Origin of the sequence: Sphingobium cupriresistens LL01, from assembly GCF_001046645.1 — a bacterium.
Classification (GTDB): Bacteria; Pseudomonadota; Alphaproteobacteria; order Sphingomonadales; family Sphingomonadaceae; genus Sphingobium; species Sphingobium cupriresistens.
On the sequence record NZ_KQ130434.1, the window covers coordinates 990275 to 1016858 of the forward strand.

General features: G+C 64.4%; 25 protein-coding genes. 16 read left to right on the top strand and 9 right to left on the bottom strand.

What is annotated here, in order from left to right; translation table 11 throughout:
* Positions 1–317 precede the first annotated feature (317 nt).
* Complete coding sequence (locus tag V473_RS04815; protein WP_066601123.1) at positions 318–1544, top strand: NAD(P)/FAD-dependent oxidoreductase; 1227 nt, start codon at positions 318–320, stop codon at positions 1542–1544.
* A 285-nt stretch (positions 1545–1829) separates the two neighbouring features.
* Here V473_RS04815 and sppA read toward each other — a convergent pair whose 3' ends face one another.
* Positions 1830–3716 carry a signal peptide peptidase SppA gene (gene sppA / locus V473_RS04820; protein WP_066601124.1) on the bottom strand — a complete coding sequence of 629 codons (1887 nt, stop codon included), beginning with the start codon at positions 3714–3716 and terminating at the stop codon, positions 1830–1832.
* A 152-nt stretch (positions 3717–3868) separates the two neighbouring features.
* Here sppA and gpmA point away from each other — a divergent pair, with 152 nt between their 5' ends.
* From gpmA to V473_RS04855, 8 genes are all read left to right on the top strand, one after another.
* Positions 3869–4555: a 2,3-diphosphoglycerate-dependent phosphoglycerate mutase gene (gpmA, locus tag V473_RS04825; protein WP_066601126.1), complete on the top strand. Its 687-nt coding sequence runs from the start codon at positions 3869–3871 to the stop codon at positions 4553–4555.
* Between the two features lie 104 nt (positions 4556–4659).
* Positions 4660–5148 carry a 5-(carboxyamino)imidazole ribonucleotide mutase gene (gene purE, locus V473_RS04830; RefSeq protein ID WP_066601128.1) on the top strand — a complete coding sequence of 163 codons (489 nt, stop codon included), beginning with the start codon at positions 4660–4662 and terminating at the stop codon, positions 5146–5148.
* A 10-nt stretch (positions 5149–5158) separates the two neighbouring features.
* Entirely contained in the window at positions 5159–6229 is a 1071-nt protein-coding gene (locus tag V473_RS04835; protein ID WP_066601129.1) for a 5-(carboxyamino)imidazole ribonucleotide synthase, read from the top strand.
* Positions 6230–6365: 136 nt separating this feature from the next.
* The gene (locus tag V473_RS22765) at positions 6366–7025 is read left to right on the top strand and encodes a dihydrofolate reductase (RefSeq protein WP_082678975.1); all 660 of its coding nucleotides are present in this window, start codon (positions 6366–6368) and stop codon (positions 7023–7025) included.
* A 66-nt stretch (positions 7026–7091) separates the two neighbouring features.
* Positions 7092–8033, top strand: coding sequence for a bifunctional riboflavin kinase/FAD synthetase (locus V473_RS04840; RefSeq protein WP_066601131.1), 942 nt, complete (start codon positions 7092–7094; stop codon positions 8031–8033).
* Between the two features lie 163 nt (positions 8034–8196).
* Positions 8197–11124, top strand: a complete 2928-nt coding sequence (ileS, locus tag V473_RS04845) for an isoleucine--tRNA ligase (protein WP_066601135.1) — start codon at positions 8197–8199, stop codon at positions 11122–11124.
* Positions 11121–11630 carry a signal peptidase II gene (gene lspA / locus V473_RS04850; protein WP_066601136.1) on the top strand — a complete coding sequence of 170 codons (510 nt, stop codon included), beginning with the start codon at positions 11121–11123 and terminating at the stop codon, positions 11628–11630. Before ileS ends, lspA begins: the two co-directional genes overlap by 4 nt.
* The gene (locus V473_RS04855) at positions 11630–12043 is read left to right on the top strand and encodes a DUF3035 domain-containing protein (RefSeq protein ID WP_066601137.1); all 414 of its coding nucleotides are present in this window, start codon (positions 11630–11632) and stop codon (positions 12041–12043) included. The genes lspA and V473_RS04855 overlap by 1 nt, the downstream gene beginning before the upstream one ends.
* 14 nt (positions 12044–12057) lie before the next feature.
* Here V473_RS04855 and V473_RS04860 read toward each other — a convergent pair whose 3' ends face one another.
* The 6 genes from V473_RS04860 to V473_RS04885 all read right to left on the bottom strand — a co-directional run bounded on the left by V473_RS04860 (position 12058) and on the right by V473_RS04885 (position 18713).
* On the bottom strand, positions 12058–13587 hold the full coding sequence (locus V473_RS04860; RefSeq protein ID WP_330219409.1) for a DUF4403 family protein: 1530 nt from the start codon (positions 13585–13587) through the stop codon (positions 12058–12060).
* Between the two features lie 95 nt (positions 13588–13682).
* A complete protein-coding gene (gene dxs, locus V473_RS04865) occupies positions 13683–15611 on the bottom strand; it encodes a 1-deoxy-D-xylulose-5-phosphate synthase (protein ID WP_201785472.1) in 1929 nt (642 codons plus the stop codon).
* A gap of 50 nt (positions 15612–15661) precedes the next feature.
* Entirely contained in the window at positions 15662–16126 is a 465-nt protein-coding gene (locus V473_RS04870; protein ID WP_066601140.1) for a Fur family transcriptional regulator, read from the bottom strand.
* A 45-nt stretch (positions 16127–16171) separates the two neighbouring features.
* Positions 16172–16498, bottom strand: coding sequence for a DUF423 domain-containing protein (locus V473_RS04875; protein WP_066601141.1), 327 nt, complete (start codon positions 16496–16498; stop codon positions 16172–16174).
* The gene (locus V473_RS04880; RefSeq protein ID WP_066601143.1) at positions 16495–18291 is read right to left on the bottom strand and encodes a cation:proton antiporter domain-containing protein; all 1797 of its coding nucleotides are present in this window, start codon (positions 18289–18291) and stop codon (positions 16495–16497) included. The genes V473_RS04875 and V473_RS04880 overlap by 4 nt, the downstream gene beginning before the upstream one ends.
* Positions 18291–18713 carry an iron-sulfur cluster assembly scaffold protein gene (locus V473_RS04885; protein WP_066601145.1) on the bottom strand — a complete coding sequence of 141 codons (423 nt, stop codon included), beginning with the start codon at positions 18711–18713 and terminating at the stop codon, positions 18291–18293. The genes V473_RS04880 and V473_RS04885 overlap by 1 nt, the downstream gene beginning before the upstream one ends.
* 109 nt (positions 18714–18822) lie before the next feature.
* On the opposite strand from V473_RS04885, the gene V473_RS04890 reads away from it, so the two are divergent.
* A complete protein-coding gene (locus V473_RS04890; RefSeq protein WP_066601147.1) occupies positions 18823–19272 on the top strand; it encodes a YaiI/YqxD family protein in 450 nt (149 codons plus the stop codon).
* A complete protein-coding gene (locus V473_RS04895; protein ID WP_066601148.1) occupies positions 19272–20459 on the top strand; it encodes a BaiN/RdsA family NAD(P)/FAD-dependent oxidoreductase in 1188 nt (395 codons plus the stop codon). The genes V473_RS04890 and V473_RS04895 overlap by 1 nt, the downstream gene beginning before the upstream one ends.
* 43 nt (positions 20460–20502) lie before the next feature.
* On the opposite strand, the gene V473_RS04900 is transcribed toward V473_RS04895, so the two are convergent.
* Positions 20503–21249, bottom strand: a complete 747-nt coding sequence (locus V473_RS04900) for a LytR/AlgR family response regulator transcription factor (RefSeq protein ID WP_066601150.1) — start codon at positions 21247–21249, stop codon at positions 20503–20505.
* 20 nt (positions 21250–21269) lie between these two features.
* Positions 21270–22382, bottom strand: coding sequence for a sensor histidine kinase (locus tag V473_RS04905; protein WP_066601152.1), 1113 nt, complete (start codon positions 22380–22382; stop codon positions 21270–21272).
* A 144-nt stretch (positions 22383–22526) separates the two neighbouring features.
* On the opposite strand from V473_RS04905, the gene V473_RS04910 reads away from it, so the two are divergent.
* From V473_RS04910 to V473_RS04930, 5 genes are all read left to right on the top strand, one after another.
* Positions 22527–22745 (top strand): hypothetical protein, encoded by a 219-nt coding sequence (locus V473_RS04910; protein WP_066601155.1) that lies wholly within the window; start codon positions 22527–22529, stop codon positions 22743–22745.
* A gap of 76 nt (positions 22746–22821) precedes the next feature.
* On the top strand, positions 22822–23076 hold the full coding sequence (locus V473_RS04915) for a hypothetical protein (RefSeq protein ID WP_066601157.1): 255 nt from the start codon (positions 22822–22824) through the stop codon (positions 23074–23076).
* A gap of 52 nt (positions 23077–23128) precedes the next feature.
* Positions 23129–23479 carry a winged helix-turn-helix domain-containing protein gene (locus V473_RS04920; protein ID WP_066605057.1) on the top strand — a complete coding sequence of 117 codons (351 nt, stop codon included), beginning with the start codon at positions 23129–23131 and terminating at the stop codon, positions 23477–23479.
* Positions 23480–23502: 23 nt separating this feature from the next.
* Positions 23503–23901 carry an STAS/SEC14 domain-containing protein gene (locus tag V473_RS04925; RefSeq protein ID WP_330219410.1) on the top strand — a complete coding sequence of 133 codons (399 nt, stop codon included), beginning with the start codon at positions 23503–23505 and terminating at the stop codon, positions 23899–23901.
* 128 nt (positions 23902–24029) lie between these two features.
* Positions 24030–26417, top strand: coding sequence for a TonB-dependent receptor (locus tag V473_RS04930; RefSeq protein ID WP_244884338.1), 2388 nt, complete (start codon positions 24030–24032; stop codon positions 26415–26417).
* Positions 26418–26584 lie beyond the last annotated feature (167 nt).

Consider the following 26584-nt stretch of genomic DNA (forward strand, 5'->3'; position numbering starts at 1 on the left):
GTTTGGTTCCCTGTTAGGGAATTTTCTGCCTGTGTTCCCACAAACTGGTCCCACATTTCGTAGCAAAAAATGATCCCACTCTTGTTCCCACATTTCGATGCGGGTTCAGGCAAATCAGGGCGACCGACCGCGAACAAGCTACAAGCAAAATCACCGATGTTACAACGTGCTTACGGACGCTCTGAACCCGCCTGACACGGAACTTTTAGCGACTCCTCCGCTACCAAATATCATCCCATCGACAGACATCGCCCTTGCCTCCCGTCGCAAAGCGCGCCAATCAGCGGCGCAAACAGGGCAAAGAGGATAGTAGGCGGATGAGCTATTATGACGTTCTGATCGTGGGCGCGGGCCATGCGGGCGCGCAGGCGGGAATCGCGTTGCGGCAGGCGGGCTTCGAAGGATCGATCGCGATGATCGGTGATGAGAAATATCCGCCCTATGAACGTCCGCCGCTGTCCAAGGAATATTTTGCCGGCGACAAGAGTTTCGACCGCATCCTGATCCGCCCCGCCACCTTCTGGGGCGAACGAAATATCGACATGCTGCTGGGCAAGCGCGTGAAGAATGTCGATCCGGTGGGCAAGTTCGTGACCGCGGGCGACGAGGAGATCGGCTATGGCAAGCTGATCTGGTGCACCGGGGGCAGCCCCCGGATGCTGACCTGCAACGGCGCGGACGCGCGCAATGTCCATGCCGTGCGCCGTCGCGACGATGTCGATGCGATGATGGCCAAGATCGACAGCATCACCCATGTCACCATCATCGGCGGCGGCTATATCGGGCTGGAGGCCGCGGCCGTCCTGTCCAAGTTCGGCAAGACGGTGGTGCTGCTGGAAGCGCTGGACCGGGTGCTGGCGCGCGTCGCGGGCGAAGACCTGTCGCGCTTTTACGAAGCCGAGCATCGCGCCCATGGCGTCGACCTGCGCACCGGCGCGCGGATGGATTGTATCGAGGTCACCGACGGGAAGGCGACCGCCGTGCTGATGCAGGATGGCGAGCGGATCGAAACCGACATGGTGATCGTGGGCATCGGCATCATCCCCGAAACCGGCCCGCTTATCGCGGCGGGCGCGGCCGGCGGCAATGGCGTGGACGTCGACGAATTTTGCCGCACCTCACTCGACGACATCTATGCCGTGGGCGATTGCGCCGCCCATGCCAACCGCTTTGCCGGCGGCGCGCAGATGCGTCTGGAATCGGTCCAGAACGCCAACGACCAGGCGAAGGTCGCGGTCGCCCATATCATGGGCAAGGAAGAGGCCTATGACGCCGTGCCCTGGTTCTGGTCGAACCAATATGATCTGAAACTTCAGACGGTGGGGCTGTCGACCGGCTTCGATCAGGCGATCCTGCGCGGCGACCCTGCAACACGCAGCTTCTCCGTCGTGTACCTGAAGGGCGGCAAGGTGATCGCGCTCGATTGCGTCAACATGGTCAAGGATTATGTGCAGGGCCGCGCCCATGTGATCGGCGGCGCGGCGCTGGACGTGGCGCAACTGGCCGATGCCAGCGTGCCGTTGAAGGAAGTCGGCCTGGCTTGAACGGCGGGCGCGCCGTTCAATTCTGGCTGGAAACGAACGGCGTGCGGCATGGGAAAATAGCAAATTGGGTGGTTAGCGGACATAGGAAATCCGTTCGGGCTGAGCGAAGTCGAAACCCTCTGCCGAGCGGAGCGAGGTCAAATGCTTCGCCTCCGCTCAGCAACGCCCTTCGACTTCGCTCAGGGCGAACGGGTTGCCAGGGTCGACCGATGGTCGCGACCGGCCGTTTCGCTTACCGGGCTGCGCCGCTAAGTTCGTCCACTTCTGTCAATTCGGGAGCGGAGGTCATCGCCAGTATTCCGCCAGCATCGCTAGCACGCTGCGCTCTTGCGCTGCGTTGCGGTGTTTTGGCGCGCCATAGCCGCGGCATTCCAGGCAGTCGGCGCGGACGCCGGCGCCCATGACCAGCGCCTTGACGTCCGACACAGCCTGCATCGCCCAGCCGCGCTGGATCAGCGCCTGGCGCGCGAGCATGTCGCGCGGCGGGGCGCTGGCGTCGCCCTGTTCGCGGTCGGCGACCGACTGGACGAAGGCGGTGAAGCTGTCGGGTTGCTTTTCGATGTAATAGGCTTTCGCCTTTGCCGGATCGAGTTTCGCGCGGCGGGCGGCTTCGGCGATGGCCTCCTCCAGACCGCCGAAGCGATCCACCAAGCCGATCTGGCGCGCAGTGCCGCCGTCCCAGACGCGGCCCTGCGCGATGGCGTCGATCGCTTCCGGCGACTTCTTGCGCGATTGCGCGACAAGGCCGACGAAGCGGCGATAGATATTCTCGACGCCCAATTGCATGATCTGGTCGAATTCCGGCGTGGTGCCGCCCGCGATATCGGGCTGGCCGGACAGCGGCGTGGTGCGCACGCCGTCGGTGGTGATGCCCATCTTGGCCAGCGTGCCTTCGAAGCTGGGCAATATGCCGAACACGCCGATCGACCCGGTGATCGTGTCCGGTTCGGCGAAGATGATGTCGGCCGGGGTAGACACCCAATAGCCGCCGCTGGCCGCGACATTGGCCATGGAGACGACCACGGGCAGGCCGTCACCCTTGGCCTTCAGGATCGCGCCGCGGATCTTTTCCGACGCCATGACGGAGCCGCCAGGCGAATCGACGCGGACGACGAGCGCCTTCAGTTCCTTTTCATCGAGCGCGGTCAGCAGCAGGTCGGAAATGGTGTCGCCCGCCGCGGTGCCGGGGCCGGCTTCGCCATCGACAATGTCGCCCGCGATCGTCAGCACACCGATCTGGCCGTCATTGGCGGGCTTGCGCGCCTTCACATAAGACGCAAGGTCGATCGTGGCGAAGCTGCCCGCCTTGTCGCTGGCGGCTTCACCCGCGATCTGGGCGACACGCTCGCCGAAGGCCGCTTCGTCGCCCAGCTTATCGACCAGCCCGTTGGCCAGCGCCGCTTTGCCCATGTCGCCCCCGACCGCCTGCGCTGCGGCCAGCGGGTTGGCGGCGTAGGCGGCGATCTTCGCCTTGGGTCGCGCCTTGGCCACGTCGTCCTGCCAGCTTTGCCAGAGCGAACCGGCCAGCGCCTGGTTGGCCTGTTTGGCTTCAGGCGATTGTTCCGCGCGGGTGAAGGGTTCGACGAAGCTCTTATAGGTGCCGACGCGATAGACATGGGTGTTGACGCCCAATTTGTCGATCAGACCTTTATAATAGAGGTTCGATCCGCCCCGTCCCATGATCGCGACGCCGCCCAGCGGGTCGCTCCACACTTCGGTGGCATGGGCGGCAATCTGGTAGCCGTCGTCGCTGTAGAGGGTGGCATAGGCCAGCACCGGCTTCTTCGCGGCGCGCACCGCGTCCAGCGCTTTGCCCACGCGCGCCATGGCGACCTGGCCGCCGCCCAGGAATCCATCGAGGTTCAGCACGACCGCCTTGACCTTGGCATCCGTCTTTGCAGAGTCGAGTGCGGCGACGATGTCGGACAGGCGATACTCCTTGGCGTCCGGGCCGGAGCCGGAGAGCAAGGCCATCGCGCCGATCTCGGCCGGTTGCTCGACGATGCTGCCATTCAGGTCGAGCAGCAACGCGCCCGACGACACGGTCTTGCCCGGCTTTGGCGAGTAGGAGAGGGCGGCGTAGAGTGCGCCGAAGAAGAGCAGCAGGAAGAGCAGGACGAGGCCGTCCTTGATCGCGACCAATATGCGCCAGGCGCCCTTCACAAATGCCAAGTTTCTGCTTCCTTCCGTTGACCCTGTCTGGCTATCCGATGGATGCGCCGACTGCAATGTGGGGGGCACGGATCGGGCGACAAGCTTGCGCGCGCGATTTAGCGCGTTATGGGGAGCCATCATTCGCCGTTATCGTGCAGGAGACGCGCCCAATGCCCACTCTCGTCCTCATCCGCCATGGCCAGTCGTCATGGAACCTGGAAAACCGCTTCACCGGCTGGTGGGATGTGGACGTGACCGAGAAGGGCGCCGAAGAAGCGCGCGCCGCCGGTCGCCTGATGGCGGAGAAAGGTCTGGATTTCGACCAGTGCTATACCAGTTTCCAGACCCGTGCGATCAAGACGCTCAATCTGGCGCTGGAGGAAATGGGGCGGCTGTGGTTGCCGGTCGAGAAGGACTGGCGGCTGAACGAGCGCCATTATGGCGGGCTGACCGGCCTGAACAAGGCGGAAACGGCCGCCAAGCATGGCGACGATCAGGTCAAGATCTGGCGTCGCAGCTTCGACATTCCGCCGCCGGTGCTGGAAGCGGGCAGCGCATTCGACCTGTCGGCCGACCGCCGCTATGACGGTATCGCCATCCCGTCGACCGAGAGCCTGAAGGACACGATCGCGCGCGTCCTGCCCTATTGGGAGGCGACGATCGCGCCCGACCTGAAGGCCGGCAAGCGCGTGCTGATTTCGGCGCATGGCAATTCGCTGCGCGCGCTGGTGAAGCATCTGTCGAACATTCCCGATGACGAGATCACCCATCTGGAAATTCCGACCGGCCAGCCGATCGTCTATGAACTGGCGGACGATCTGAGCGCGATCGATCGCTATTATCTGTCGGAACGGTAAGGGCCGGTTTACGCAAATCTACATTGCCCCTTGGCGGCCCGACCGCTAAGGGGCTTTGCTTTCCGGGCGACCTGTCGCGTCGCTCGTCCCAGGGGAAGCAGCATATGAGCGGGGCAGTCACGGTCGGCATCATCATGGGGTCGCGGTCCGATTGGGACACGATGCGCCATGCCGCCGAAACGCTCGAAGCGCTGGGCGTTCCCCATGAATGTAAGGTGGTGTCGGCCCACCGCACCCCGCAGCGCCTGTATGATTACGCCACCGGCGCGGTTTCCCGCGGGTTGAAGGTCATTATCGCGGGCGCGGGCGGGGCAGCGCATTTGCCCGGCATGACCGCGTCGATGACCCGCCTGCCGGTGCTGGGCGTGCCGGTCGAATCCAAGGCGTTGAAGGGCATGGATTCGCTGCTGTCCATCGTCCAGATGCCCGGCGGCATTCCCGTCGCCACGCTGGCCATCGGCAAGCCCGGCGCGATCAATGCGGGGCTGCTGGCGGCATCGATCCTGGCCACCACCGACGATGCGCTGGCCGACCGGCTGGACGCCTGGCGCGCACGCCAGACCGAGGCCGTCGCCGAAACCGTCGAGGATTGAAGGCAGGATCATGACGACCATCGCGCCTGGCGCCACCATCGGCATTCTCGGCGGCGGCCAGCTCGGTCGGATGATCGCCACCGCAGCGGCGCAACTGGGCTATCGCACGCATATTTACGCGCCCGAAGAGAGCGGCCCGGCCGCCGACGTGTCGCCCAACTGGACGCGGGGCGCCTATGAGGACCCGCAAGCACTGGGCGATTTTGCCGACAGCGTCGATGTCGTCACCTATGAGTTCGAGAATATCGATCCCGCCGCGGTCGAGATACTGTCCACCCATGGGCTGGTCCGCCCCGGCGCGCAGGCGCTGCGTGTGGCGCAGGACCGGCTGGCGGAGAAGCGCTTCGTTTGCGACCTGGGCGGGCTGACCGCGCCCTTTGCGCCGGTCGAGAGCCTGGACGATCTGGAAAGCGCGATCGAGCAGGTCGGCAGCCGCGCGATCCTGAAGACCAACCGGATGGGCTATGATGGCAAGGGGCAAGCGCGCCTGTCCGAGCCGGGGGATGCGGTGGGCGCGTGGAACGCGATCGGACGGCAGAGCGCGATATTGGAAGGGTTCGTGACCTTCGACCAGGAATTTTCGGTGATCCTGGTGCGCGGCCATGACGGCGCGGCGCGATTTTGGGATTCGGCGGCCAATGTCCATGTCGATGGCATATTGGCGACCTCGACCGTGCCCGCGGGCGCGTTGATCGCGGGGCAGATGGCGCAGGCGCGCGGCATGGCGCAGAAGATCGCCGACGCGCTGGGCTATGTCGGCGTGCTGACCTGCGAATTTTTCGCCAGCGCCGATGGGCCGGTGTTCAACGAAATGGCGCCGCGCGTGCATAATAGCGGCCACTGGACGATCGAGGGCGCGGTGACGAGCCAGTTCGAGAACCATGTCCGCGCCATTTGCGGCCTGCCGCTGGGCGACACGGCGCTGGCCGCGCAGGGCGTGGCGATGCGCAACCTGATCGGCGACGATGTCGACGACTGGCAGGCCATCCTGTCCGACCCGGCGAACCACCTGCACCTCTATGGCAAGCATGAGGCGCGGCCGGGTCGGAAGATGGGGCATGTGACGCGGTTGACGCTGTGAGCTTGCTGAGAGTTATTCACATTCACCCACAGATTTTTGAATCTCATTCAACCTTTAATTTGTGGCGTAAGCGATTTGCTGACACTATTCGGGCAACGCAAAATTCCACCGCCGTTTTGGGGGGCAGCTGCGCGCTATGAAAAATTTGACGTCGATTGTAGCTGTAAATGAGAAGGGTGTGATTGGTTGTGGAAATGCGCTCCCTTGGCACGTCAAATCTGACTTAAAATTCTTTCGGGAAACGACCCTTGGCAACGTAGTTATCATGGGTCGGAAGACTTTTGATTCTATCGGAAAGCCGCTTCCTAAAAGGCACAGTATAATTGTGTCCCATAATTCTACTCTAGTGCCGATTTCAGAAACTTGCCAGTGGGCGGCGAGTGTTGAAGAGGCCATTTTTGATGCTTCGAGAATTAATAGGGACGCTTTCCTCGTAGGTGGTGCGTCCATGTATTCTCAAATGGCCCCTTATGTAGATCGATATTTGATAACGATTGTGCATAAAGACGTGCCAAATGGGGATGCCCATTTTGATGAAGCCATTATCGGTGATTTGGCACGCTGGGATTTAACTTTGCTTTTCAAAAGCGACGGTGTTCTGCAGGGTGATGAAGCGGCGTTTGAAATATGGGAGCTAAACCATCCCAATCCTACTGAAATTAGACTGAAACGTGATCAGTTGGTTCGACGCTATGCCGAACGGAATCATTTTTATCGTTCGGTGGTTGGCATCAAAGATTGCATAGAGGTTCGATTAGACAGTTCGCCGGAGTTCGATGCTCGGTTGCTTGCTTAACCTTGAGAGATCGGGGCACTTGATCCCCAATTGCCACGCCCCATCCACCCCCCTATAGGCCGCGGCATGGAGCGGCTTAGCAGCAGCGCCCCGATCCCTGCGCATCTGCGCGGGAGCATCATGGCGCTCGGCAATTTCGACGGATTTCACGCGGGCCATCAGGCGGTGGTCGCGCAGGCGATCGCGCGTGCGCGCGCCGAGGGGCGGCCGGCGATCGTCGCCACATTCGATCCCCATCCGGTGCGGCTGTTCCGGCCCGATACGCCCTGGTTCCGCCTGACGACGCTGGACCAGCGACAGGCGCTGTTCGCCGCGGCGGGGGCCGACGCGATGCTGGTGTTCGCCTTCAACCCCGCCATGGCGGCGATGCGGGCGGATGAGTTTGCGGCCTTCCTGGTACAGGAAATGGGTGCGGCCGGTGTGGTGACGGGGCAGGATTTCACCTTCGGCAAGGCGAAAGGCGGGACCGTCGCCACGCTGGCCGAACTGGGCGCGGCGCTGGGCATGGCGGCGGAAGCGGTGCCGGCCGTGACCGATAGCGGCGGCGAGATCATTTCCTCCAGCCGTATCCGCGATGCGCTCAAGGCCGGCGATTGCACCACCGCGATGCGGCTGCTGACGCGGCCCTTCACTATTCAGGGCGTGGTGCAGCATGGCGACAAGCTGGGCCGGACCATCGGTTTTCCGACCGCCAATATCGACATGGGCCATTATCTGCGGCCGGCCTATGGCATTTATGCGGTGCGCGGGCTGTTGGCTGACGGGCGGGTGCTGGATGGCGCGGCGAACCTGGGTATCCGTCCCAGCTTCGATCCGCCCAAGGAATTGCTGGAGCCGCATTTCTTCGATTTCGCCGAAAGCCTCTACGACCAGATCATTGAGGTGCAGTTGATCCACTATCTGCATCCCGAGTTGAAATATGACGGGCTGGACGCACTGATGGCGGGGATCGCGAAGGACTGCGTGGACGCGCGGCAAATCCTTGCGGGAACGCCTTACGTCGCTTAAGGCACGCTCTCCATTCACCCCGTTCGTCCTGAGTAGCCATTGAGCGAAGTCGAAATGGTGTATCGAAGGACTGGGCCTTGGCGCGGATGCTTCGATACGGGCCTTCGACAAGCTCAGTCCCTACTCAGCACGAACGGTTTTGCGTTCTAGTGCCGGACCCATCATGACCGACCAGCCCGATTATAAGTCCACCGTCTTCCTGCCCGTCACCGACTTTCCGATGAAGGCCGGCTTGGCCCAGAAGGAGCCGGCGATCGCCGCCAAGTGGGAGGCGATGGGTCTGTATGATCGCCTGCGCGAGAAGCGGGCCGGGCGTGAGCGCTTCATCCTGCATGACGGCCCGCCTTACGCCAATGGCGACATCCATATGGGCCATGCGATGAACAAGGTGCTGAAGGACATCATCGTCCGCAGCCAGTCGTTGCTGGGCAAGGATGCGCCCTATGTGCCCGGCTGGGACTGCCATGGCCTGCCGATCGAATGGAAGATCGAGGAGGAATATCGCAAGAAGAAGCTGAACAAGGATGAGGTGCCCGCCGCCGAATTCCGCGCCCAGTGCCGCGCCTATGCCGACAAATGGGTGGGCGTGCAGAAGGAGCAGTTCAAGCGTCTGGGCGTGATGGGCGATTGGGCCGATCCCTATCTGACCATGAAGTTCGACGCCGAAGCCACCATCGTGGGCGAATTGCTGAAGTTCGCGGAAAGCGGGCAACTGTATCGCGGGGCCAAGCCCGTCATGTGGTCGCCGGTGGAGAAGACCGCGCTGGCCGAGGCGGAAGTGGAATATGAGGATGTGACCTCGACCCAGATCGACGTGGCGTTCGAGATTGCCGAAGCGCCGAACGCGCCGGAACTGGTTGGCGCCCATGCGGTGATCTGGACGACGACGCCCTGGACGATCCCGGTTAACCAGGCGATCGCGTTTGGGGAAGAGATCGAGTACTTGGCGGTGAAGCTGAGTAATGAAGATCCGCGGGTTTTCCTGATTGCAGAAAACCTTGTGTTCGACTTCAAAAAGCGTTTCAACCCGGTTGACTATAACGAAACTGGTGGAACCAAAATTGCCGGCGGTACAGCAGGTATTTTTTGGAAGGGCACTGGAACCCAACTCGCCGGCGCCATCGCCCGTCACCCGATGCACGCGCTCGGCGGCTTCTTCGCGCGCCCGCGCCCGCTGCTGCCCGCCGACCATGTCACCACCGACGCGGGCACCGGCCTCGTCCATATGGCGCCCGACCATGGCGAGGAGGATTTCCTCGCCTGCAAGAAACTGGGCATCGATCCGGTCTTCGCGGTCAATGATGCGGGCTTCTATCGCGACGACTGGGAGTGGCTGCCGGGGCAGGGCAGCGTCATCAACACCAAGTTTAACGGCGTGGACGGTCCGATCTGCGCCGACCTGCGCGCTGCGGGCGCGCTGCTGAGCGCCAGCGACTTCCGCCATAGCTATCCGCATAGCTGGCGGTCGAAGGCGCGGATCATCTATCGCTGCACGCCGCAATGGTTCATCCCGATGGATCGTCCCGCGAACAGTGGGCGTCCGGGGGACGCCCACAGCGGGGCGACCGCAGAGGAAGGCTTCTTTGTCGATGTAGATGGCGGCGTGATGCCGACCCCGATCATCGCCGGCAACGGCCCGACGCTGCGCGAGATCGCGGTTGATGCGATCGCCCAGACCCGCTGGGTGCCGGAGCGCTCCACCAACCGCATCCGCTCCATGGTCGAAGGGCGTCCCGATTGGGTCATCAGCCGCCAGCGCGCCTGGGGCGTGCCGATCGCGCTCTATGTCCATCGCAAGAGCGGGCAATATCTGGTCGATCCGGCGGTCAATGCCCGCATCATCGATGCGTTCAAGGGCGCGGGGGCGGACGCCTGGTTCGGGGCGGATCATCAGGCGCTGCTCGGCTCCGACTATGACCTTGCCGACTATGAGGTCGTGAACGACATTCTGGACGTCTGGTTCGACAGCGGATCGACCCACAGCTTCGTGGTCGAGGGGCGCTATGGCGAGGGGACACGCGCCGACCTCTATATCGAGGGGTCGGACCAGCATCGCGGCTGGTTCCAGTCTTCTTTGCTGGAAAGCTGCGGCACGCGCGGGCAGGCGCCCTATAAGGCGGTGCTGACCCACGGTTTCGCGCTGGACGGCACTGGCAAGAAAATGTCCAAGAGCCTTGGCAATGTGGTCGATCCGCTCAAGATCATGGGCGAAAGCGGCGCGGACATTTTGCGGGTCTGGGTCGCCAGCACCGACTATTTCGATGACGTTCGGATCGGCAAGGAAGTGCTGGCCGGGTCGTCCGACGCCTATCGCAAGCTGCGCAATACCTTCCGCTACATGCTCGGCGCGCTGGCCGACTATGATGAAGAGAGCGAAGCGGTGTCCTATGCCGAAATGCCGGAACTAGAGCGCTATATGCTCCATCGGCTGGCGGCGCTGGACGCGGAGCTGCGCGGCGTAGTGGACAAGAGCAAGGGCAGCGAGACGTGGCTGGAATTCAGCCGCTATACCCGCGCGCTGTTCGATTTCGCCAATAGCGACCTGTCGGCCTTCTTCTTCGATATCCGCAAGGATTGCCTCTATTGCGATGCGAAGAGCGACCCCAAGCGTCGCGCCTATCGCACGTTGCTGGATACGCTGTTCCATGCGCTGGTCCGCTATGCCGCGCCGATCATCCCCTTCACGGCGGAAGAAGTGTGGCAGAGCCGCTTCCCGGATGAGGCTGACAGCGTGCATTTCCTGGAATGGCCGGAGGTCGACAAGCACTGGATTAACGGCGGCCTGGACGACAAATGGACCGAGTTGCGCAGCCAGCGCGAACAGGTGAACGAGGCGATCGAGCCATTGCGGCGCGAGAAGATCGTGCGGTCCAGCCTGGATGCGGACGTGACCATGGGCGAATGGCTGCCGGTGGGCGACGTCGATTTCGCCGAAGTCGCGATCGTCGCGCGGGTGACCATGGGTGAGGGCGATGGCATCGTCGTGACGCCCAGCGACTGGCATAAATGCGGCCGCTGCTGGCGCAAGCTGCCGGAGGTGACGGAGGACGGGACGCTGTGCGACCGTTGCGACGGGGTGTTGAAGGCATGAGCGCCATCAATCACCGCCCGCTGGGGCTGACCGTCGCGATCGTGACGCTCGCGCTCGACCAGCTCGTCAAATATACGGTCACCTATCCGCTGGCGCTGAAAAGCCGGGTGGAGGGGATCGACATCCTGCCGTTCTTCCGCCTGCGCTGGCTGGAAAATCGCGGCGTATCCATGGGCTTTTTCCATGCCGATACCGACACGGCGCGCTGGGCGCTGGTGGGGATGACGATCCTGATCTCCGCATTTGTCGGCGTGTGGATGTGGCGCGAAAAGGCGCGGCAGGATGTCGCGGCGCTGGGGCTGGTGCTGGGCGGGGCGATCGGCAATATCGTCGATCGTGTGCGGCTGGGCTATGTCATTGATTATGCGGACCTGCATATCGGCGAGTGGCGGCCCTTCCTGATTTTCAACCTGGCCGATGCCGCCATCACCATCGGCGTGTTGATCCTGCTTGCGCGGGCGTTGCTGCTGCGCGACAAGGGCGCAAAGACGGAGACTTTGAAGTAATGCGTAAACTGATCCTCGCTGCCGGCCTTGTGTCCACCCTGTCCGCCTGCGGCGGCGGCGGCGGGCTGTTCAACCGCGAGCGCCCCGATGAATTCGCCGTCTCGCGCCAGGCGCCGCTGGTGATCCCGCCCGACTTCGCGCTGGTGCCGCCCGCGCCGGGCACCCCGGCGGCGGCGGCGGTCGATTCGCGCAGCGAAGCGATGCAGGCGATGTTCGGCGGTCCCGCCGCGCGCAGCGCATCGGAAAGCGCCGCGTTGAACGCGGCGGGCCGCGCCAATGCGGCATCGGGCATCCGATCGTCGGTGGGCGATCCAGACACCCAGGTCGTGGACAAGGGCGCCACCACCCGCGACATCATCGCCGCGCCCGAAGGCGACGGCCAGGAAGCCCGCGCTGCGACGCCCCAGCCCTGATCAATAGGGCTTGATTATCCAGACGGCGCGGTTGGCTTAGCCGCGCCGCCGGACGGCCGATAGCTGATCTGCGCCTGACCCGTCGCACGGACGGGCAGGTGCAATCCCTGGCCATAAGCGTGAATCTGACCTATATCGAACCTGTCGGCTTGGGCATGGATGACGAAGGCGCCTTCCCGCCTTTCCGCGATGGCGCGGGCGATCTTGCGCTTGAGTTCCACGATATCCTTGGCGAAATTCTGACCAAGCGCGCTGGCGATCAGGCTGGAGAAGCCGGGGCTTCGCCCGATCGCCAGCAGCATATCGCCACTGACGCCGTCGGTATCGCCAGTAATGACCGGATCGACAAAGCCCACGCGCGGCGAATTGACGGCATTGACCGGACGCGCCGCCAGCCAGATGCGGCCATGGATATCCTCCGTCGAATCGGCCAATCGCGCGGTGACATCCACGCCCACCGCGACACGTCCGCCCGTCGCCCCATAGCAGGTCACGTTGGAAAAGCGCGCGGACACCGGGCCGATGCCGGGCAGGTCGAACGGACGCGCAGCGCGTTTTGACAGGGCGCGCTGGATGACGGGTTGAAGCTGGCGATAATCCGCCGTCACCGGCAGATGGAAGGACAGGCGGTTGCGCACCGGCGCTCGGTTGAGTGGGGGCAAGGCCGTCGGCCGGGGCGCTGCCGGGGCATCGCCGACAAAGGTTTCCGTGATCGCCTCCATGCCTAGGTCCAGCCGAAGCGAGCGGCCGCGCATCGTGTAACCGTTGTAGAAGATCTTCTGCGGGCTGATGCGCATCCAGACTGGCGGATTTTGCCTGTTCAACTCCAGCGTAGCGAAAGCCTGGCGCCAATATTTTTCCGCTTCGCCGCGCAGGTTCATCCGGCTGAGTTCGCGCGGCAAATCCCGTTCCAGCCTGGCGACGACGGGGCGCAGTTTTGCATCGGCTTCGTCGGTGAAGCGAATGCGCTGACCCAGGAAATCGATGCCGGGCGGCGCGGTCCAGTCATAATGGAGCCGCACCGTCCCCTTAGGTGTCCAGTCGCGCGCCAGGTCGATGGTGATGCGCGCCTGCACCATGGCCGATCCGGTGGCGGTTTCGCCTTTCAGCACACCGCCCACGTCGCGCGCGCTGATGCTGGCATGGATGGGCAGGTCGGCGACGATCTCCCGTCCCTCGCCGCGCAGGCTGACCGGGCCGCGGGTGACGGTGCCGACGATGGTGCAGCCGATGGGCGGCGTGACCTTTAACTCGCCGCCGAATATCTTGACCTTTTGCGGCGCGACACAGCGCGGTTCGCGCCGGTTGATGGTCCACAGGATGCGCGGCACCGCCTGTTCAATCGCCGCCCGCAATGCGCTGGCGTCGGCATCGACCGGCACCGCGATCAGGGACTTTTCCTGGGGCGCCGGTACAGGATCCGATGCGCGGGGCGGCGCAATGTCTACGGGCTTTTGCTGGCACGCGGCGCATAAGATTAACGCGAGAAGGGCCGGCGACAGTTTAGGCAAAGCCCGCGAAATCAACTGAAAATGCGCCGGCAACCGTTTCCTCCGCTCCTGATGATCATGCCGTTCAGCGTATTGACGGCACGGTTGATCCATTACGTTTGCGGCGGGAATTTAGTTCCTGTCTTTGGTCAGGCCCGCGCCTCTGCGCCGACGCTATTGTGGCGCAGGGCGGTCAGGACGGTGTCGACGATCGCGTCGGCGTCCAGACGGGCGTCGGCATATTGTTTTTCGGGCTTGTCCTGATCCTGGAAGATGTCGGGCAGGCGCAGGGTGCGCAGCTTGAGGCCGTTGTCGATCAGGCCGAGATCGCTGGCCAGCGTCAGGACATGCGCGCCCAGGCCGCCGATCGCGCCTTCCTCGATGGTCACGGCCACTTCATGACTGGTCAGCAGCTTTCGGATCAGCGCTTCGTCCAGCGGCTTGGCGAAGCGCAGGTCGGCGACGGTGGTGGACAGGCCCTTGGCCTCCAGCGCTTCGGCGGCTTTGAGCGCTTCTTCGAGGCGGGTGCCGAGCGAGAGGATGGCGACCTGACGCCCTTCGCGCACGATCCGGCCTTTGCCGATTTCCAGCCGTTCGGGGATTTCGGGCATGGCGACGCCTGTGCCGTTGCCGCGCGGGTAGCGCAGCGCGATCGGGCCACTGTCGTGGACGGCGCAGGTATGGACCATATGAACCAGTTCGGCTTCGTCCGCCGCAGCCATCACCACCATATTGGGCAGGGCCGCAAGATAGGTGACGTCGAAACTGCCCGCATGGGTCGAACCGTCGGCGCCGACCAGGCCGGCGCGGTCGATGGCGAAGCGGACGGGCAGATTCTGGATCGCGACGTCATGCACGACCTGGTCGTAGGCGCGTTGCAGGAAGGTCGAATAGATGGCGCAGAAGGGGCGCATCCCTTCGGCCGCGAGGCCCGCGGCGAAGGTCACGGCATGTTGTTCGGCGATGCCGACGTCGAAGCTGCGGTCGGGGAAGGCCAGTTCGAACTTGTCGAGGCCGGTGCCCGACGGCATGGCCGCGGTGATGGCGCAGACCTTGGGATCGCGTTGCGCTTCGGCGATCAGCGCCTGGGCAAAGACATTGGTGTAGCTGGGCGGTCCCGGCGGAGCTTTCGCCTGGGCGCCGGTGACGATGTCGAATTTCTGGACGCCATGATATTTGTCCGCCGCCGCTTCGGCCGGGCCATAGCCCTTGCCCTTCTGCGTGACGACATGGACGAGGCACGGCCCTTCGGCCGCGTCGCGGACATTTTCCAGCACGGGGATCAACTGGTCGAGATTATGGCCGTCGACCGGGCCGACATAATAGAAGCCCAGTTCCTCGAACAGGGTGCCGCCCATCGCCATGCCACGCGCGAACTCGTCCGTCTTGCGCGCGGCATTGTGGAGCGGGCGGGGCAGTTTGCGGGCGAGGCGCTTGGCCAGGTCGCGCAGGCCCAGAAACTCACGGCTGGACACCAGACGGGCGAGATAGGCGGACAGGCCACCGACCGGCGGAGCGATCGACATGTCATTGTCGTTCAGGATCACGACCAGGCGATTGCCGGCGGCGCGGGCGTTGTTCATCGCCTCATAGGCCATGCCTGCCGACATGGCGCCGTCGCCGATCACGGCGATGCCCTTGCCAGGGCGATCCTGCATCTTGTTGGCGACGGCGAAGCCCAGCGCGGCGCTGATCGAGGTGGAGCTGTGCGCCGCGCCGAAGGGGTCATAATCGGATTCGGCGCGCTTGGTGAAGCCGGACAGGCCGCCGCCCATGCGCAGGGTGCGGATGCGGTCGCGCCGGCCGGTCAGGATCTTGTGCGGATAGCATTGATGACCGACGTCCCACACCAGCTTGTCCTGCGGCGTGTCGAACACATAATGGATCGCGGTCGTCAGTTCGACCACGCCAAGGCCGGACCCCAAATGACCGCCGGTCACGCCGACGGCGGAGATCACCTCCTGCCGCAATTCGTCGGCCAGTTGCCGCAACTGGTCAGGCTTGAGGGCGCGCAGGTCCGACGGCCAGACGACCTGGTCGAGAAGCGGCGTGGAGGGGCGATCGTTCATCGAAGACATAGACTCGTGTAGCGGCTAGGCCGTTCCGTGGGCAAGCGCAACGGCGCTCTTTAGGCCGCGCACCTGGCGCAGGTGCCCAATATCTCGATAACCGGCCGTTCGGCATGGAAGCCTTCATGTGCGGCGATCGCGCGCACATCGCCGGTCACCTTGTCGTCATCGACATGGGTCGCCTGCTTGCAATTGCGGCAGACCAGGAAGATGCAGTCATGGTGGCAGCCGGGATGGGCGTTGGCGATATAGGCGTTGGCGCTTTCCACCCGCATCGCGATATTGTTGGTCACGAACAGGTCGAGGATGCGATAGACGCTGTTGGGCGCGACGCGCTTGCCGCGCGCCTTGGACACGGTATCGGCGATGTCATAAGCCGAGGCCGGTCGTTCCTCCGCCGCGAGCGCGTCGAAAATGGCGGCGCGCATGGGCGTCCATTGTTCTTCCTGCGCCTCCAGCGTCAGGCGCGCGGCGTCGGCGAGCTTCGTGCCGGTCGGTTCATGATGGTGGTGATGGTCGGCCATGGCGTCAATCTAGGCTTGCAGGGGACCGGGGGCAAGGGCGGTGCGTCAGCGCTGCCCGAAGGACCATGCGGCCCATAGCCAGCCCGCGATCATCAACATGCCGCCGATCGGCGTGACCGCGCCCAGCCATTTGGGTCCGCCCAGCGCCATGGCGTAGAGGGTGAGGGCGAAGATCGCCGCGCCGACGAGCATCAGCGCCGCCGCGCCGCGCGCAACGCCGATGAGGGCGACCGCGGCGACGGCGTGGATCAATTGATAGAGGCCGCCGGTGCGCAGCCATTCCGCCGCCTTGGGATCGGCGACGCCATGCGCGCCGAACGCGCCGGCCCCTATCGCCAGCGCCGCGGACAGGCAGGCCAGTATCGCGATCATGCCTTTTCTCCATCCCCTCTGCTGAGCAGCCGCATGGACTTGCCGGGGCGATACATCAAGTCCTTGGCCGCGAGCAGACTGCCATGTTCGGTCTGGAGCGCCATGCGTTGCGCGTCATTCTGGCGATATTGGCGCTCGACTTCCTCGACTTCTTCGTCCGGTACGCCAAGCGACTGCATCGCCTGTACGCCCATGCAGATGGCCGATTCATAGACTTCGCGGACGATGCCGGCGAGGTCCATATCCTGCAATTCCAGCACCTGTCGCCGGTCGAAGGCGCGGACCATGAGGGCGGCGTGGGGGAAGGCTTCGGCGATCGGCTGGAGCGCGCGCGAATCGAGCGAGGGGTCGTCGATGCAGAAGGCGATGAGACGCGCTTCGTCCGCCCCGGCGCGGTGGAGCAGGTCGATGCGGGTGCCGTCGCCATAATAGACCTTCATGTCGAACCGGCTCGACACCTCGATCTGGGCGGGCTTCTTGTCGATCAGGGTGACGCCGAAGCCATGGCCCATCAGCATCTGCGCGACGGTCTGGCCGAAGCGGCCATAGCCCACGATGATGGCGGAGCCGCGCGGGGCATCTTCCGGGCCGGGCAGGTCGTGATCCCTGGGCTTGGCGAACTCGAAGCGCCGGGCGAAGAGCATCAGAAAGGGCGTCGTCGCCATGGAGAAGGTGACGATGGCGGCGAACAGGCTGGCCGCCTGCGGCGCGATGAGCAGGGCGTTTTGCGCCTGGGTGAAGAGGACGAAGCCGAATTCGCCACCCTGGCTGAGCAACAGGCCCGCACCCAGCGCCGGGCGCCATTCCATGCCGAACAAGCGGGCGAGGCCGGTGATGATCGCCGCCTTGGTCGCAACCAGAACCACCGCCATGGAGAGCACGAACAACGGATTGGCGGCGACGGCGCGCAGGTCCAGCACCATGCCGACGGCAAGGAAGAAGAGGCCGAGCAGGATCGAGCGGAAGGGTTCGACGTCGGCCTCTATCTCATGCCGGTAGGGCGAATCGGCGAGCATGACGCCCGCGACGAAAGCGCCCAGCGCGGTCGAGAGGTGCAGGCTGTGCATCAGCGCGGCGGCGGCCAGCACGGTGAAGAGACCCACGACGACGAACATCTCGCGCTCGCCCATGCGGCCCACCAGCCCCAGCAGCGGGCGCAGGATGAAGCGGCCGGCCAGCACGAGGCCGGCGATGGCGGCGACGGTGTAGCCCGCCATCATCCAGCCCGGCGGCCCCCCGGCATCGGCAGGATTGCGCGACAGGGCGGCGACGATGGTGATGAGCGGGACGATCGAGAGATCCTGAAACAGCAGGATCGAGAAGACCTTCTCACCGAAGGGGGAGTTGATGCGGCCGCTGGATTTCAGGCCCGGCAGCACCTGCGCGGTGGAGGAGAGGGCGAGCGGCAGGCCGAGCGCGATCGCCGCGCCCCAGCTGAAGCCGGTCGAGTAGAAGATGATGGCGGTGAGGATGCAGCCGCACAGCACCACCTGCGCCAGGCCGAGCGCGAAAATGTCGCGTTTGAGGCGCCAGAGCCGGGCGGGATGAAGTTCGAGGCCGACGAGGAACAGCAGCAGGACGATGCCGATTTCAGCGATGGCGAGTTTCGATTCGCCGCCGCCGACAAGGCCCAGGCCCTGCGGTCCGACCAGTGCGCCCGCGACAAGGTAGCCAAGGACCGCACCGAGGCCGAAGCGGCGGAAGAGCATGACGAACAGCACGGCGGCACCGAGCAGGATGACGCCTTCGGACAGGAGAATGTCGGTGGCGCTGACGGCCTGATGCGCTTCCATCAGGCGTCTGCTTGTCTGGCGGCTTCGGCGATCGCTTCGAAGCCGAGGCGAATCGAGGCGTGGCGAGCCGGGTAACCGCGCGCGGGGGCGAGGACGGCGAGGCCGGGCCAGAATTCGAGATCATCGCTGTCGCCCGACAGATAGGCGGCCAGCCTGTCGCGGGCGTCGGCCAGTTCCTGCGCCGTCAAGCCGATGGCGTGACCGGCCATCAGCGCAGCGGAGGCCTGTCCCAGCGCGCAGGCCTTCACGTCCAGACCGAGATCGGCGAGGCGGCCGTCGGTCATCCGCACGTCGGCGGTGACGCGCGACCCGCAGGTGGGGGAGCGTTTTTCGACGCTGGCCTGCGCGTTCGGCAACCGCTGGTGGTGCGGGATGCCGGCGGCGAGCCGCAATATGTCCTTGTTATACAGGGGGGCGTTCATGAAGGTCCATGTAGGGCAGGATCGGCGCGGGGTGAAGGCGGGGAATGGTCCCAACCGAAATAAGCCGGCATCCTTGTCTCGACCGGTCCCACCGCCTATCGCCCAGCGCATGAAGATATTGGTCGATGCCGATGCCTGCCCCGTGAAGGAGGAGATCTACAAGGTCGCCTGGCGGCATGAGATTCCCGTGACGATCGTGAGCAACAGCCCGATCCGCATTCCCGCCCATCCGCTGCTGGACCGGGTGGTGGTGAGCGACGGGTTCGATGCGGCGGACGACTGGATCGCCGAGCGGGCCGATGGGGCGTCGGTATGCATTACCGCGGACATATTGCTGGCCGATCGTTGCCTGAAGGCGGGGGCGACCGTGATCGCGCCCAACGGCAAGCCTTTCACCCATAGCTCGATCGGCGCGGCGATCGCGACGCGGGCGATCATGGCGGATTTGCGGGCCGGCGGCGATCAGGTCGGCGGGCCGCCGCCCTTCGGCAAGAATGACCGCTCGCGCTTCCTGCAGGCGCTGGACGAGACCATCGTCCGCCTGAAACGGGGGCGGTGATGCTCGACGCTGATACAGGCATTTGGGATGCGATCGTGCTGGGCGCGGGCGCGGCGGGGATGATGTGCGCCGCGACCGCCGGGCAGCGGGGCAAGCGCGTGCTGCTGGTCGATCATGCCGATGCGGTGGGCAAGAAGATCCTGATTTCCGGCGGCGGGCGGTGCAATTTCACCAATATCCATACCGCCGCCGACCGATACCTGTCGGCCAATCCGCATTTCGCCAAGTCGGCGCTGGGGCGTTACACGGCGCAGGATTTCATCGGACTGGTCGATCGTTATGGCATCGCCTGGCATGAAAAGACGCTGGGGCAATTATTCTGCGACGGGTCGGCGAAGCAGATCGTCGCGATGCTGGAGGAGGAGTGCGTCAAAGGCGGCGTGACGCTGGCGCTGGGGCAGCCGATCGCGGATGTCGATCATGGCGAGGGCCTGTATCGCGTGACGATCGGCGGGACGGTGCATCGCGCGCCCGCGCTGGTGCTGGCGACCGGGGGACCGTCGATCCCCAAGATGGGCGCGACCGGCTTCGCCTATGATGTGGCGCGCCATTTCGGGTTGAGCATCGTGCAGCCGCGCCCGGCCTTGGTGCCCTTCACCCTGGGGCCGGAGGAGGCGCTGTTCCAGTCGCTGGCGGGGGTGTCGGCCGATGTCGAAGTGCGCTGGAACAAGACGCGCTTTCGCGAGGCCGCGCTGTTCACGCATCGGGGGCTGTCCGGACCGGCGATGTTGCAGATTTCCTCCTATTGGCAGCATCGCACGCCGATCCAGGTGGGTTTCCTGCCGGACAAGGCGGCGGACTGGCTGCTGGCAGAGAAGCGGGAGCGGCCGCGCGCGACGCTGCGCCGGGTGGTGGCGCAGGCGCTGACCGAGCGGCTGGCCGACACGCTGCTGGAGCGAATCGGGGTGCAGGGCGAGATGGGCAACCTGTCGGACAAGGCGCTGCGGCAAGTGGCCGCGCGGCTGGGCGACTGGGCGTTCGCGCCGTCGGGGACGGAGGGCTATGCCAAGGCAGAGGTGACGGTGGGCGGCATCGCGACGGCCGGGCTGTCGTCGCGGACGATGGAAGCGGCCAAGGCGCCGGGGCTGTATGCGATCGGCGAGGCGGTGGATGTCACCGGATGGCTGGGGGGCTATAATTTCCAATGGGCCTGGGCCAGTGGCGTGGCGGCCGGACAGGCATTGTAGGAAACTCGCCTCCGTTCGGGCTGAACGGTTAAAAGATAAGTCCCTACCGCCCCGTCATCGCCCGTGCGTTCGCCAGGAAGGTGCGACCGATGCGGATTTCGCCGCCGTCGGCGAGCGCCGCGAACCAGACGCCGCTGCCGTCGTGGCGCAGGCGCGCGATATGGTCGCGGCGGACGATGTGGCTGCGATGCAGGCGGACAAATTGTTGGGGGTCGAGCCGTTCCTCCAGGCTGCTGATCGTCTGGTGCAGCAGATAGCTGTGACCGCCGACATGCAGACGCATATAGTCGCGTTCGGCCTCTATCCGATCGATCTGGTCGGTGGCGATGCGGATCAGTTCGGAGCGGTGCGGCACCCAGAATTCCTCGGCCCATTCGGGCTGCGGGGCGCTGGAGATGGCGGGCGCGGTGTCGGGGGACTGGTGGCGTAGCGCCAATTCGACCCGATCGATCGCGCGGGTCAGGCGATCATGGGCGACGGGTTTCAGCAGATAATCGACCGCAGCGAGATCGAACGCTTCCACCGCGAACCCTTCGAACGCGGTCACGAAGATCACCGCCGGGCGGATGCCCATGCGGCCGACCGCGCGGGCGACGCCGATGCCGTCCAGCAAGGGCATGGCGATGTCGAGCATGACCAGATCGGGCTTCAACCCTTCGATCAGGCGCAGCGCGGCTTCGCCATCGGTGGCGGTGCCGACGAGCGCGATGCGCGGTTCGCGCGCGCAGAGCATCTGGAGGCGTTCGACGGCGAGCGGTTCATCGTCGACGATCATGGTGCGGACTGGCATAGCGCGAATGGACATGGGAGTCAGCAACCCCGGCGGATGATGGGCAAGGTGAGAAGGACGGAAAAACCCTTCCCCTCGCGCGGACCATAGACGATCTGGCCCTGATCCCCAAAGCGGGCCGTCAGCCGATCGCGCACATTGGCGAGGCCGATGCCGCTGCCGCTGTCCGACCGGCCCGGCGGATTGTCGCCATCGTCGGTGACGGCGATGTGCATCAGGTCGCCATCCTCGCGCGCGGTGATGCGGATCTCCACCGGGCTGGAGGTGCGCGAGACGCCATATTTGATCGCATTTTCGACCAGTGGCTGGAGGATGAGGCCGGGGACGCAGGCGTTCATCAGCACGGGCGGGATGTCGACCACCGTCTTCAACCGATCGGGGAAGCGGACCGATTCGATATCCAGATAGAGCGTCTGGAGATGGACCTCCTCCTCCAGCGGCACTTCTTCGAGCGGATCGCCGGTCAGGCTGGTGCGGTAGAAGTTGGAGAGCGACATGATCATCCGTTCCGCTTCGTCCGGGCGGTTGCGCATGACCAGGGTGGAGAGCGAGTTCAGCGTATTGAACAGGAAATGCGGGTTCACCTGATAGCGCAGCGAGCGCAGTTCGGCCTGTTGCGCCGCCTTTTCCAGCCGGGCGGCGCGCCGCTCCGTGCGATGGGCTTCGCTGGCGTAGGACAGAGCCAGATACAGGCCCGCCCAGGCGGCGAGAAAGAAATAGCGGCTGAGCGCGTCTTCCACGATCGAGACGAGGAGATAGCCCTCCTCCTTGGTCATCTTCATCATCTCGCCTTCGGAGATGAAGTTGCCCGGATCATAGACGTTGAAGATATAATAGTTGGCCGCCGCCATCGCGAGCGCGAAGGGCGCGGCGAGCGAGAAGGCGGCGACGACCCTGATCGCGAGCGGCCTGGCGTCGAAACGCCGGAGCGCGAGATAGAGTATCCAGGTCACGATGATGCCGATGACGGTGACGATGATGCGGCGGACCGCCATTTCGCCTTGCGATTCGAAGCCTACGATCATGGCCCGCAACGAAACCAGCAAGGCGTAGAAAAACCAGAAGCCCAGGATGGAATAGAGCGCGATCGCCGGCGCCACGCCGCGATCGCCGTCTTCGGGAAGATCAGTCATGGCCTCTGTCTACGCCGGTGCGGGGCGAAAGTCTGTAGGTCGCGCGGTTGCTGGTCGAACGGGCGGCGGCGTTGGTCGAAGCCGGCGAGGGGAACCGGGCCGCCGCGCCGTCCGTTCATCCTTGGTGGATAGAGGAGAGAGACAATGACGGACAACAAGACCGACATACGTCCCAACAGCCGCGAGGAAGCCGGCGACGCGCGCGAAAGCGACGCGCAGGATCATGTTCTGGATAAGGACGAAAAACTGGAAGAAGGCCTGAAGGATTCGATGGACGCATCCGATCCGCCATCGACCACCAAGCCGGGCGACCATGGCGATCCGGTGCCGTCTTCGGGCTATAAGAAAGGCGGGGATAGATAGCTCCGCCGATATGAACATGCTATCATGGCGGCGGCAGAGCGAAAGCGCCGCCCCGCGAGAGAGGAGTTTGCCATCCATGCCGACGTCCACCACCCCCGCCATCGAGCGTATCGCCCGCGTCCTGGCCGGTCGCCAGCTAAGCCTGAACGGCGGCGGTAGCGATCCCCATGCGTCCGGCGCGGTGGATGCGGCATGGCCCGACCATGTCGATGACGCCTACGCCATATTGCACACATTGCGCGAACCCGATGCCCAAATGGCGCAGGCGGGCGATGTCGCGGTGTGGCGGTCCATGATCGGCGCGGTGCTGGAGCGGCGCGCCGGAGCCTGATCCTTTTGCCGGCATTGGCCATTCTCCTGCGTTGTGGCAGGAAGGCGGACCGATGCTGAAGATCAAGATCCAGATTTATTGCGGCGACCAGATCGCCATGGGGCCAGGCAAGGCCGACCTGCTCGACGCGATTGCGGGCGAGGGGTCGATATCGGCCGCCGGACGCAAACTGGGCATGAGCTATCGGCGTTGCTGGCTGCTGGTGGATGTGATGAACCGATGCTGGGCGCAGCCGCTGGTTGCGACGTCGAGCGAGGGCGCGCGGCTGACCGAGATGGGGGCCGCGGTGCTGCGTGACTATCGGGCGTTGCAGCGGGCGGCGTCGGGGGCGGGTGAAGGCGCATGGCCGGTACTGGAGCGGCAGTTGCGGGCTGAGCCATTGGCGGCCCAGGCAGCGGAATAAGATTTCGGTAAGGCGGATCGGGCATGAGGGCCGTGGAGGCTGTCAGCATGTACGACATTAAATTTCGCCACGATATCAACCTGCTCGACATAAGTTGGCATGGCCTGTTCAGCGGCGAAGCCGTGGCCGCCTATGCGCGGGAGGTGAAAGGGCGGTTCGTAACCGAGGGTTTCTCGCCGGGCTATCGGTTGCGGATGGACATGCGCCGTAGCGCGGTGCAACCGCAGGACGCGGTGGCGGCGTTCCGCGAACATCTGGGCGAAGGGCTGTTCCCGCGCGCGTCGCGCATCGCCATCGTCACGCCAAGCGCCATCGCCAAATTGCAGGTGCGGCGGGAGATGACGCAATCCTATCTGCGCATCTTCGCCGATGCGGACGCGGCGTTCGTCTGGCTGATGGAAGCGCAGGCGGCGGCGGCCTGACAGGCAACGCGACAGACGACACGACGGGCAAAAGCAACAACGAGTGAGACGCTTGTTGCGCGGTTTCATCGCTATATCCGAATATATATAGCGAATCCTTTGCAGCCTGTTTATCGGTCCCGTAAATCATGGGGGACGACAGGGTGACGATGGGGATGAAGATGGCGGCGGCGGTCCTGATGGGATCGGCCGTCTGGACCGGCGGCATGGCGCAGGCGGCGGAGGGCGATGCGGGCGACGGCGCGATCGTCGTGACGGCGCGGTTGCGCGAGGAAGACCCGCAGCAGGTGCCGGCCGCGTTGACACTCGTCAGCGGCCAGGAACTGACGCGGACTTACACGGTCAATGTCAGCCAGTTGAGCCAGTTGGCGCCGGCGCTCAATTATTCGTCCGCCAATCCGCGCAACACCGCCTTCACCATCCGCGGGCTGGGGTCGAGCGTCGTGGCGGTGAGCCAGGCCAATGACGGGCTGGAGCCGGGCGTGGGCTTCTACGTCGACGGGGTCTATCATGCCCGGCCGGCGACGGCGGCGTTCGATTTTACCGATATTGAACGGATCGAGGTGCTGCGCGGGCCGCAGGGGACGTTGTTCGGCAAGAACACGACCGCCGGCGCGATCAACATCCTGTCGAAAAAGCCGGGCTTCGATTGGGGCGGAGAGGCGGAGCTATCCTATGGCAGCCGCGATTTTCTGCAGGCCAAGGCGGCGGTGACGGGGCCGATCGCCGGGGACGTGCTGGCGTTCCGCCTGTCTGGATCGGTGACGCGGCAGGATGGATATATCCGCAATATCGTGCGGGACGAGGATCAGAACAATATTCATAATGACGCGATCCGCGGACAATTGCTGTTCGCGCCATCGGACGATTTTTCGCTGCGGCTGATCGGCGACTGGTCGAATTTCAAGAACAACTGTTGCGCGCAGGTGCATGTGCGGATCGCGCCGACATTGAAGCCGGCGGCCCAGCAATATGCCGCGCTGGCCGCCAATGCGCCTGGCGGCGCCTATGCCCCGCCGAGCACCAATCCCTATGACCTGGTGACCGATAATGACGCGCCGCTGGGCGTGGACACCAATGAGGGCGGGGTGTCGGGCATCGCCGAGTGGACGTTGGGCGGGGTGACGCTGACGTCGATCAGCGCCTGGCGCTTCTGGAACTGGGATGCGGGGAACGACCGAGACTATACCGGGCTGCATATCCAGACGACCCAGCATATCCCGTCGCGGCAGGACCAGTTTTCGCAGGAGTTCCGCATCGGTTCCAACACGCCCGGCCCGATAGACTATGTCGCGGGCCTCTATTATTTCCACCAGAAGATCGTCGGCCATCCGATCAGCATCTATGGCCCGCTGGCGACCTACTGGCTGTTGCCGGGGCGGCCGGCGGACCTGCTGGACGGATACCAGACCGCCGGGCGCACCGATTTCCGGTCCGAAAGCTTCGGCATTTTCGGCGAGGTGACATGGCGGCCGCTGCCCCGGATCGCGATCACCGGCGGCATAAGATATACCTATGAAGAGAAGGACGGCGTCTATGATGTGACTGCCTTTGGCGGGCTGACCACGGGGCTGACGCCGGCCTTGGTCAGCGACAAAAATTCGATCCTGCGTAGCCAGTCCTACAGCGCGCATCTGGGCGATGGCAGCGCATCGGGCCGGGTGAACATCGCCTATGACCTGACCGACGGGGTGATGGCCTATGCCAGTTTCGCGCGCGGGCAGAAGTCGGGCGGGATCAACATGTCGGGCCTGCCGGTCTATCCCGCCGGTGTGCCGGGCCATGCGTCGGGCGACCCGATCCTGAGCACGGTGACGGTGCGGCCGGAGAAGAACAGCACATGGGAGGGCGGGGTCAAGACACGGCTGCTGGATGACGCGCTGACCTTCAACATCGACGCCTATTATACCCGCGTCACCGATTTCCAGGCCAATGTGGTGGACAGCGCGGCGGTGATCGCGCTGCGCAGCTATCTGGCCAATATCCCCAAAGTGACGGTCAAGGGGATCGAGTTCGACGCCGCGGCGCGAGTGGGCGCGCGGCTGACGCTGCGCGCGGCGGGGGCCTATTCGGACGGCATCTATGCCAGCTATCCCAAGGGACCATGCCCGATCGAGAAGACAGGCAGCGGCACCGCGCAATGCGACCTGTCGGGGCAGGCTATGCCGGGCCTGCCCAAATGGACCGGATCGGCGGGTGGCGAATATCGCCTGCCCATATCGATGGCGGGCCGCGAGGGCGAGATGGTGCTGCGCGCCGATGCGGTCACTCGCACGAAGATTTTCGGTGATGCGACCGGGTCGGCCTATACCGTCATCAAGGGCTATACGCTGGTCAATGGCAGCATCGGTTATCGCACGCCACGTTGGGAGGTGGCGGTGTTCGCGCGGAACATTTTCGATAAAAATTATATGCAGAACCTGACCGTACAGGCCGGCAATAGCGGACTGATCGTCGGCACACGGAGCGATCCGCGCACCATCGGCCTGACGTTGCGCACGGCGCTGGGCGGGTGAGGCGCGCCTTGCGCCCGATCAACGGGCGCGGGGCTTGGGTGTTGAGATGCTTGCCGAAAATTCCGTTCGCCGCAGTCACAAGATTTTCATGTTGCGCTGCAAAAAGAAATCTGGTCCCTTGTGAATGGCGGTGGAACAGGCCCTTAAGCCTTCAGTAACCATAGAGG